12 protein-coding genes are annotated in these 8784 nt (G+C 68.8%); 9 read left to right on the forward strand and 3 right to left on the reverse strand.

What is annotated here, in order from left to right:
* The 9 genes from ACT4N8_RS00715 to ACT4N8_RS00755 form a co-directional block, all read left to right on the forward strand.
* Positions 1-1378, forward strand: a 1378-nt coding sequence (locus tag ACT4N8_RS00715; RefSeq protein WP_444856215.1) for a cytochrome c oxidase subunit I, incomplete at its 5' end; no start/stop codon positions are given.
* 104 nt (positions 1379-1482) lie between these two features.
* Complete coding sequence (locus ACT4N8_RS00720) at positions 1483-2391, forward strand: heme o synthase (RefSeq protein ID WP_444856225.1); 909 nt, start codon at positions 1483-1485, stop codon at positions 2389-2391.
* Entirely contained in the window at positions 2376-2522 is a 147-nt protein-coding gene (locus ACT4N8_RS00725) for a hypothetical protein (protein WP_444856216.1), read from the forward strand. The genes ACT4N8_RS00720 and ACT4N8_RS00725 overlap by 16 nt, the downstream gene beginning before the upstream one ends.
* Entirely contained in the window at positions 2519-3070 is a 552-nt protein-coding gene (locus ACT4N8_RS00730) for a cytochrome c oxidase assembly protein (RefSeq protein WP_444856217.1), read from the forward strand. Before ACT4N8_RS00725 ends, ACT4N8_RS00730 begins: the two co-directional genes overlap by 4 nt.
* A gap of 91 nt (positions 3071-3161) precedes the next feature.
* Positions 3162-3977: a cytochrome c oxidase subunit 3 gene (locus ACT4N8_RS00735; RefSeq protein ID WP_444856218.1), complete on the forward strand. Its 816-nt coding sequence runs from the start codon at positions 3162-3164 to the stop codon at positions 3975-3977.
* A gap of 96 nt (positions 3978-4073) precedes the next feature.
* Positions 4074-4466 (forward strand): DUF983 domain-containing protein, encoded by a 393-nt coding sequence (locus tag ACT4N8_RS00740; protein ID WP_444856219.1) that lies wholly within the window; start codon positions 4074-4076, stop codon positions 4464-4466.
* Positions 4463-5089: an SURF1 family cytochrome oxidase biogenesis protein gene (locus ACT4N8_RS00745; RefSeq protein WP_444856220.1), complete on the forward strand. Its 627-nt coding sequence runs from the start codon at positions 4463-4465 to the stop codon at positions 5087-5089. Before ACT4N8_RS00740 ends, ACT4N8_RS00745 begins: the two co-directional genes overlap by 4 nt.
* A gap of 21 nt (positions 5090-5110) precedes the next feature.
* The gene (locus ACT4N8_RS00750) at positions 5111-6337 is read left to right on the forward strand and encodes a M16 family metallopeptidase (RefSeq protein ID WP_444856221.1); all 1227 of its coding nucleotides are present in this window, start codon (positions 5111-5113) and stop codon (positions 6335-6337) included.
* Positions 6334-7200, forward strand: coding sequence for a class I SAM-dependent methyltransferase (locus tag ACT4N8_RS00755; RefSeq protein ID WP_444856222.1), 867 nt, complete (start codon positions 6334-6336; stop codon positions 7198-7200). The genes ACT4N8_RS00750 and ACT4N8_RS00755 overlap by 4 nt, the downstream gene beginning before the upstream one ends.
* Here the strand turns inward: ACT4N8_RS00755 and ACT4N8_RS00760 are convergent.
* Genes ACT4N8_RS00760 through ACT4N8_RS00770 form a run of 3 tightly spaced genes read right to left on the reverse strand, consistent with a single transcriptional unit; the run spans position 7197 to position 8775 of the window.
* Positions 7197-7838: a heme exporter protein CcmB gene (locus ACT4N8_RS00760; RefSeq protein WP_444856223.1), complete on the reverse strand. Its 642-nt coding sequence runs from the start codon at positions 7836-7838 to the stop codon at positions 7197-7199. The two genes, ACT4N8_RS00755 and ACT4N8_RS00760, sit on opposite strands and share 4 nt — an antisense overlap.
* On the reverse strand, positions 7835-8395 hold the full coding sequence (gene ccmA, locus ACT4N8_RS00765; RefSeq protein ID WP_444856224.1) for a heme ABC exporter ATP-binding protein CcmA: 561 nt from the start codon (positions 8393-8395) through the stop codon (positions 7835-7837). Before ccmA ends, ACT4N8_RS00760 begins: the two co-directional genes overlap by 4 nt.
* Positions 8392-8775 carry a metallopeptidase family protein gene (locus ACT4N8_RS00770; protein ID WP_444856226.1) on the reverse strand — a complete coding sequence of 128 codons (384 nt, stop codon included), beginning with the start codon at positions 8773-8775 and terminating at the stop codon, positions 8392-8394. The genes ccmA and ACT4N8_RS00770 overlap by 4 nt, the downstream gene beginning before the upstream one ends.
* Positions 8776-8784 lie beyond the last annotated feature (9 nt).

Consider the following 8784-nt stretch of genomic DNA (forward strand, 5'->3'; position numbering starts at 1 on the left):
CAGCGCGCACGGCCTGATCATGGTCTTCTTCATGGTGATGCCGGCGATGATCGGCGGCTTCGGCAACTGGTTCGTGCCGCTGATGATCGGCGCGCCGGACATGGCCTTCCCGCGGATGAACAATATCTCTTTCTGGCTGCTGCCGCCGGCCTTCATCCTTCTTCTGGGTTCGAGCTTCGTGTCGGGCGGCACCGGCATGGGCGCCGGTGTCGGCTGGACCGTCTATGCGCCGCTCTCGACGAGCGGCTCGCCCGGGCCCTCGGTCGACATGGCGATCTTCGCGCTCCACCTCGCGGGTGCCTCATCGATCCTCGGCGCGATCAACTTCATCACCACGATCTTCAACATGCGCGCGCCGGGCATGACGCTGCACAAGATGCCGCTCTTCGTCTGGTCGATCCTGGTGACCGCCTTCCTGCTGCTGCTCGCGCTGCCGGTGCTGGCCGGCGCGATCACGATGCTGCTCACCGACCGCAACTTCAACACCCACTTCTTCGACGCGGTCGGCGGCGGCGATCCGGTGCTCTACCAGCACCTGTTCTGGTTCTTCGGCCATCCCGAGGTCTACATCCTGATCCTCCCTGGCTTCGGCATGGTCAGCCAGGTGGTGGCGACGTTCAGCCGCAAGCCGGTCTTCGGCTATCTCGGCATGGCCTATGCGATGGTCGCGATCGGCGTGATCGGCTTCATCGTCTGGGCGCACCATATGTTCACAGTCGGCATGGACGTGAACACCAAGATGTATTTCACCGCCGCGACGATGGTGATCGCCGTGCCCACGGGCATCAAGATCTTCTCGTGGATCGCGACCATGTGGGGCGGTTCGATGTCCTTCCAGACGCCGATGATGTGGGCGATCGGCTTCATCTTCATGTTCACCGTCGGCGGCGTCACCGGCGTCGTCCTCGCCAATGCGGGCGTCGATACGGTGATGCACGACACCTATTATGTGGTCGCGCACTTCCACTATGTGCTCAGCCTCGGCGCGGTCTTCTCGCTCTTCGCCGGCTGGTATTACTGGTTCGGCAAGATGTGGGGCCGCAGCTACAACGAGGTGATGGGCCAGCTCCACTTCTGGCTGTTCTTCATCGGCGTGAACGTGCTGTTCTTCCCGATGCACTTCCTCGGGCTGGACGGCTTCCAGCGCCGCGTGCCGGATTACACCCCGGCCTACGCCGATTGGAACGCGATCGCCGGCTACGGCTATCTGATCATGGCCGCGGGCATGGTCTTCTTCTTCCTCAACATCTTCTGGTCGCTGGCCTTCGGAAAGAAGGAGCCGGACAATCGCTGGGGCGAGGGCGCGACGACGCTCGAATGGACCCTGTCGAGCCCGCCGCCGTTCCACCAGTTCGAGACCCTGCCGAAGGTGGATTGACGGCGTCAGCGCGTCATCCCGGCGAAGGCCGGGATCTCGGCGGGACGCGCCGTGACTTCTTGTCCTGAGGCCCCGGCCTGCGCCGGGGCGACGAAATGTGGATGATGACGACAACGACGCTCAACCATCACGCCCTCCCCGCCGACTGGCGGGACTTCGTGGCGCTGACCAAGCCCCGGGTGATGACGCTCGTCGTCTTCACCGGGCTGTGCGGTCTGCTCGTCGCGCCGGCGCCGCTCCACCCGGTGCTCGGCTTCACCGCGATCCTCTGCATCGCGCTCGGCGCGGGCGCGGCAGCGGCGCTCAACCAATGGTACGAAGCCGATCTCGACGCGATGATGAAGCGTACCGCCTCGCGGCCCCTGCCCGCCGGGCGGATGGACCGCGAGTCCGCGCTCCATTTCGGCGTCGGCCTGTCCTTCTTCTCGGTGCTGCTAATGGGCGTGGCGACCAACTGGTTCGCCGCCGCGATCCTCGCCGCCTCGATCCTGTTCTACGTGCTCGTCTACACGATCTGGCTGAAGCGGCGGACGCCGCAGAACATCGTCATCGGCGGCGCGGCGGGCGCCTTCCCGCCCTTGATCGGCTGGGCCGCGGCGACCGGCGACGCGGCGTCTTTGCCGCTGCTCCTCTTCGCCTTGATCTTCCTGTGGACGCCGCCGCATTTCTGGGCGCTGTCGCTGTTCGTCCGTTCCGATTATGCCGCCGCCGGGGTGCCGATGCTCCCGGTCGTCGCGGGCGCCAGGGCGACGCGGATTCAGATCATGTTCTACGCACTGCCCATGGCCTCGGTCGCGGTCGCACCGTGGCCGCTCGGCCTCGCCGGAGCGCTGTACGGCATCGCGGCGGCGGCGCTCAGCCTCGCCTTCCTCGTCCTCGCCGCGCAGGTGCTCGCCAACCCGGCAACCGAGCCAGCCGGGATGAAGCCGGAAAAGCGCCTGTTCGCCTTCTCGATCCTCTATCTGTTCGCCTTGTTCGGCGCGCTGGTGGCGGACGCATGGCTGATCGGATGACGACGCCCGACGAAAAGGAAATCCGCCGCCGCCAGAAGGCGCGCGCGCTGATCATGGCGCTGCTGCTCGGCGGCTTCGTCCTGCTCGTCTATTTGATCACCATCGCCAAGATGTCGGTCTACGGCGGATGAGCGCGCTCGCCCGCCGCAACGGCCGCACCGCCGCGCTCGCCGCTCTGGGCGTGGTCTTCATGGTCGGCTTGGCCTTCGCCAGCGTGCCGCTCTACCGCATCTTCTGCCAGGTCACCGGCTTCGCCGGCACCACCCAGCGCGCCGCGGAGGGCTCGGCGCCGGGCGCGGTCGGTCGGATGATCTCGGTCCGCTTCGACGCCAACGTCTCGCACGAGCTCGGCTGGGAGTTCCGCCCGGTCGACACCCAGCGCCGGGTCGCGATCGGCGCGCGTAACATCGCGCTCTATGAGGCGACCAACACGATGGACGTGCCCGTCACCGGCACCGCCACCTTCAACGTGACGCCGAGCCAGGCCGGGCAATATTTCACCAAGATCCAATGCTTCTGCTTCACCGAGCAGCGCCTCGCCCCCGGCCAGTCGGTGCGGATGCCGGTCGTCTTCTACGTCGACCCGGCGATCCTCGACGATCCGGACGCGCGCGATATCAGCGAGATCACCCTTTCCTACACCTTTTACCCAGTGGACCAGCCGCGAAGCGGAAGTTAGAGACCCCTAGTTCCCCGGCGAAGGCCGGGGCCCAGACGGGCGCCGGGACTGGACCCCGGCCTTCGCCGGGGAACAAGCTGAGGAAGACAGAATGGCCGGAGCGAAGAACCACCAATACCATATCGTGAATCCCAGCATCTGGCCGCTGGTCGGCGCGATCTCTGCGCTGTCGCTGTTCGGCGGTGCGGTGATGTGGTTCCATAACAACCCGACCGGCACCTACCTCTTCTTCGCCGGGGTGCTCGGAGTCGCCTTCACGATGGTGAGCTGGTGGGCAGACGTGATCAAGGAGGCCCATGGCGGCGATCACACGCCGATCGTCCAGCTCCACCTGCGCTACGGCATGATCCTGTTCATCGCCTCGGAGGTGATGTTCTTCGTAGCCTGGTTCTGGGCCTATTTCAACGCCGCGCTCTTCCCGCCCGAGGTCGAGGCGGTGGGCGGGGTCTGGCCGCCCGAGGGCATGCACGTCATGGACCCGTTCGGCTGGCCCTTGCTCAACACCCTGATCCTGATCTGCTCGGGCACCACCGTGACCTGGGCGCACCACGCCCTGATCCACGGCGACCGGCGGGGGCTGATCAACGGCCTGTGGGCGACGGTCGCGCTCGGCCTCCTGTTCACCTCGATCCAGGCATATGAATATGTCCACGCGCCGTTCAGCTTCGGCGACAATATCTACACCTCGGCCTTTTTCATGGCGACGGGCTTCCACGGCGCCCATGTCATCATCGGCACGATCTTCCTGATCGTCTGCCTGGTCCGCTCCTACAAAGGCCATTTCACGCCGCAGCAGCATTTCGGGTTCGAGGCGGCCGCCTGGTATTGGCATTTCGTCGACGTGGTGTGGCTGTTCCTGTTCCTCTGCATCTACGTCTGGGGCGGCTGGGGCGCCGAATACCACTAGCACTCGTCATCCCGGCCCTTCGACTGCCTGCAAGGCAGGCGCTCAGGGTAAACTTCAGCCGAAAGGCTGAAGGCCGGGATCTCAGGGAGCAGCGCCGTGACTTCTGGTCCTGAGACCCCGGCCTTCGCCGGGGCGACGCCGATACAAGCCGCGCTCAAGGGCCTCTGCCCCCGCTGCGGTGCCAAGACCCTGTTCGCCGGCATCGCGAGCTTCGCCCCTCATTGCCGCGCCTGCGGGCTCGATTTCGCCGGCTTCAACGTCGGCGACGGGCCCGCGGCCTTCCTGATCTTCATCGTCGGCGGGCTGATCACAGGCCTCGCCATCTGGGTCGAACTCGCCTTCGAGCCGCCCTTCTGGGTCCATATCCTGCTCTGGTTTCCGCTGACCGCATTGCTCGTCGTCGGCCTCCTGCGCCTCGCCAAGGGGTTGCTGCTCGCGCTCGAATATAAGAACCGCGCCCGCGAGGCGCGGATCATCGACGAAGAATGAGGCGCCTTCCTCTCCTGCCGACGCTTATCGTTGCCGCGGCGGTCGCGGTGATGATCGCCCTCGGCATCTGGCAGCTCCAGCGCGCGGCGTGGAAGGAGCGGCTGCTCGCCGAATATGCCGCCGCGGCGAGCCTGCCCGCGCTCGATCTCGACCCGCTGCTCGCGCGTGACGGCGCGGCGCCGCTGCCGCCGCTCGCCTTCCGCCGCGTGCTCGTTACCTGCTCGGCCGGCAATGTCGTGCCCGACCTGCGCGGCGGGCGCAGCCGCGACGGCCGGGGCGGCTATGCCTGGCGAATTCCCTGCCGCCCGGGGGCTGAGGGCCTGGCAGGACGGATCGTCGTCAATGCCGGCTGGAGCCAGCTCCCCGGCAGCGAACGGCGGATCAGCCTCACCGGGATCGTCGCGGGCACGCTGGGGCCGGTCGAGCCGGACCGGCCGATCGTGCTGACCAGCGCCACCGCCGTCCCGCCGCTCGCCCCAAGCGCGGCGCCGGGCATCGAGGACATCCCCAACAACCACCGCGCCTACGCCTTCCAATGGTTCTTCTTCGCCGCCGTCGCGCTCGTCATCTTCCTCATCGCGCTGAGCCAGCGGCAGGCGCGCAGGTTGCCGCCGGAGCCCTGAGCCCCTAAGTCCCGCCCTTCCATGATGCGGCTCACCATCCTCGACAACGGCCTCAAGGTCGCCTCGCGCGCCATGCCGGGCTTCGAGACGGTGGCGGTCGGCCTCTATGCGGAAATCGGCTCGCGCCACGAGCCGGCGCGCTTGAACGGCATCGCCCATCTCTTCGAGCATATGGTTTTCAAGGGCGCGGGCGGGCGCTCGGCGCGTGAATTGAGCGAGGCGATCGAGGATGTCGGCGGCGACTTGAACGCCTGCACCGAGCGCGAGGGGACGAGCTTCACCGCCTCCCTGCTCGCCGAGCATCTCCCGCTCGGCATCGAGCTGATCTCCGACCTGATCCTCAGGCCCCATTTCGATGCGAAGGACCTGCTGCGCGAGAAGGAGGTGGTGGTGCAGGAGCTGGGCGAGGCGCGCGACACGCCGTCCGACATCATCTTCGACGATCTCTGGATGGCGGCCTATCCCGATCAGCCGCTCGGCCGTTCGGTGCTCGGCGACGAGACCAGCATCGCCGCGATCGGCGCGGACGACCTCCATGCCTGGCGCGACGGCCATTATCGCGCGGGGAGCCTCGCCTTGGTCGCCGCCGGCAAGGTCGATCATGACGCCCTGGTTGCATTGGCCGAGGCGCGGTTCGGCGCCTTGCCGGCGGGAACGATCGCTTCCGCCGAGCCGGGCCGTTTCGTCGGCGGCAGCCGATCCGGACGGCCGCGCGCCGATCAGGCCCATCTCGCCACCGCTTACCCCGCTCCGGCCCTGCTCGATCCCGATTATCATGCCGCGCGGCTCTTCGCCGATCTGGTCGGCGGCGGCGCCTCGTCGCGGCTGTTCCAGGCCGTGCGCGAGGACCGTGGGCTCGCCTACAGCGTCTGGGCGTCGCTCCTCCCCTATCGCGATGGCGGCACCTTCTATCTTTATGCGGCGACAGCCCGGCGCGAGGCCGCGGCCGCCGCCGATCTGATCGCCGAGATCGTCGCCGACGCCGCCGCGACCGCGACCCAGCGCGAGCTCGACCGGGTCCGCACCCAGTCCCGCGCCGGCCTCCTGATGTCGCTGGAGAGCGCCTGGGGCCAGGCGAGCTATGTCGCCCGCCAGCTCGCCGCGCGCGGACGCCTCGTCGATCCCGCCGAGCTGGTCCGCGAGCTTGAGGCGGTGACGCTCGACCAAGTGCGCGCGGCCGGCTCGAAGATGCTCGCCGGGCCGAGCGCGACCGCGACGATCGGCGTCCGGGCGGTGCGCGCGGCGTGACCCTCGAGACCCTGGTCGCGGAGGGCTGGGCCGATTACGGCCTCGTCGATTCGGGCCACGGCCGCAAGCTCGAGCGCTACGGGGCCCACCGCTTCATCCGCCCCGAGCCGCAGGCGTTGTGGGCGGCGGCCGCGGCGGACTGGGACGCGGACGGCGAGTTCGTACCCGGCTCCGATGAGGAGGGCGGCGGCCGCTGGCGCTTCGACAAGCCGGTGCCGCGCGAGGGCTGGGAGCTGGGCTGGGAGGAGGTCCGCTTCCGCGCCCAGTGCACCCCCTTCCGCCATCTCGCCTTCTTCCCCGACATGGCGCCGCAATGGGCGTGGATGCGCGAGCGACTGGATGAGGGCTCGGAGGCGCTCAACCTGTTCGGCTATACCGGGGTCGGCACGCTGGCGATGGCTGCCAAGGGCGCGCGGCTCACCCACGTCGACGCCTCGAAGAAATCGGTCGAGGCGGGCAAGGCCAATGCCGCGCTCTCGGGCATGGGCGACAAACCGATCCGCTGGCTGGTCGACGACGCCTCGAAATTCGCCGCGCGCGAGGTAAGGCGCGGGCGGCGCTATGACGGCATCATCCTCGATCCGCCCAAATTCGGGCGCGGGCCGGAGGGCGAGGTCTGGCGGCTCGAAGAGAATCTGCCTGCTTTGATCGCCGATTGCCGCAAATTGCTCGACGCCGACAGCCGCTTCCTCGTCCTCACCGTCTACGCGGTCCGCACGTCGGCGCTGGCGATCGGCGAATTGCTGGGCCAGGCGCTCGGCGAGCTCGGCGGCCGGATCGAATGCGGCGACATGGCCGTGCGCGAGGAGGCGCGCGGCCTGCTCCTGCCGACCGCGATCTTCGCGCGCTGGAGCCGCGATTAGTCCCGCGCCGCGCGGATCGCGGCGCCGGCGACGAAGGGGGCGCCGGCGACGAGGAGCAAAGAGACCGCGCCGAGCAATTGCAGCGCGCCGGCGTCTTTGCCGCGCTCCACGAGTCCGGCGCCGAAGATCAGCAGCGGCACGGCGAGCGGCAGCATCAGCAGGCCGGCGAGCGCGCCCGCTCGGCGCAGGCTCGCGGTGAGCGCGGCGACGCCCAAAGTCAGCGCCGCGAGGCCGGGCGTGCCGATCAGGAGCCCGATCTCCAGCCGCAGCAGCACGTCCGCCGGCAGCTTGAGCAGCGCGCTCGCCGGCAGCGCGGCGAGCATCAAAGGCGGTCCGAAGCTCAGCCAGTGACCGGCGAGCTTGGCGAGGGCGACCGCCTCATCGCTGATCCCGCGCAGCGCGAGCTGGTCCAGCACGCCAGCGGACTGATCCGGCGCGACGAGGCGATCGACCGGCAGCAAGGCGGCGAGCAGAGCCGCCATCCACAGCGCGCCGCCGCCGGTCCGCGCGAGCAGAGGTCCGTCCGGCCCGACCGCGAAGGGGAAAAGCGTCGCGACGAGCAGGAAGAAGACGAGCGGCAGCGCCGCCGCGCCGCCGGCCAGCGCCTGCCTCAGTTCGCGGACGATCAGCGCGATCATCCGAGCGCCACCGTCTTCGCGTCGGCGAGGCCGAGCGGCTGGTGGGTGGCGGCAAGGATGGCGCCGCCTGCCATCCGGTGCGCCGCCATCGCCGCTGTGAGCAGCTCCAGCCCCGCGAAGTCCAGGCCGTTCGCCGGCTCGTCGAGCAGCCAGAGCACGGCGCCGCTCGCGATCGCCCGCGCCAGCGCGGCGCGCTTGCGCTGGCCGGTGGAGAGGATGCGGACAGGCGCTTCAGCGAGATGGCCGATTCCCATCTCCGCCATCGCCGCCTTGGCGTCGCCGCGATCCAACTTCGCCCAGAAATCGAGTGCCGTGCCGAGGCTCCGGCGCTCGTCGAGCGCGAGCCGATCGTCGGCGAGGGCCACGCTGCCCGCCTCGACCGTTCCGACCGCCGGCCGCAGCAGCCCCGCCGCGAGGCGCAGCAGGCTCGACTTGCCGACCCCGTTGGGCCCTGTCGCCACCGCCGCTTCTCCCGGCGCGAGCGCAAGGTTCAGTCCCTCGAAAAGCAACCGCCCGCCGCGCCGGCAGGCGACATTGTCGAGGCGGAGCAGGCTCAACCCGCCTGCTCCTCGATCGCGTGCATTTCCGCGTCGGAGAGCCCGAAATGGTGGCCAACCTCATGGACGATGACATGGGTGATCAGCGCCTCCAGCGTGACGCCGGTATCGACCCATTCGTCGAGCAAAGGCCGGCGGTAGAGGTGAATCATCGGCCGCATCTCGCCCGAGGCGAGGCTCGATTCCTCGCGCATCGAGCGGCCGGAATAGAGGCCGGTCAGCTCGAACGGGTCCTCGATGCCCATGGCTTCCAGCGTTTCCTCGTCGGCGAAATCCTCGATCCGGACGACGACGCCATCGAGATGATTGCGGAAGCGCTCCGGCAGCGCGGCGACCGCGGCGTCGGCCAGCCGCTCGAACGTTGCCGCATCGGGCGCCAGGGTTTGACC

The organism is Sphingosinicella sp., from assembly GCF_052387495.1.
GTDB lineage: Bacteria > Pseudomonadota > Alphaproteobacteria > Sphingomonadales > Sphingomonadaceae > Allosphingosinicella.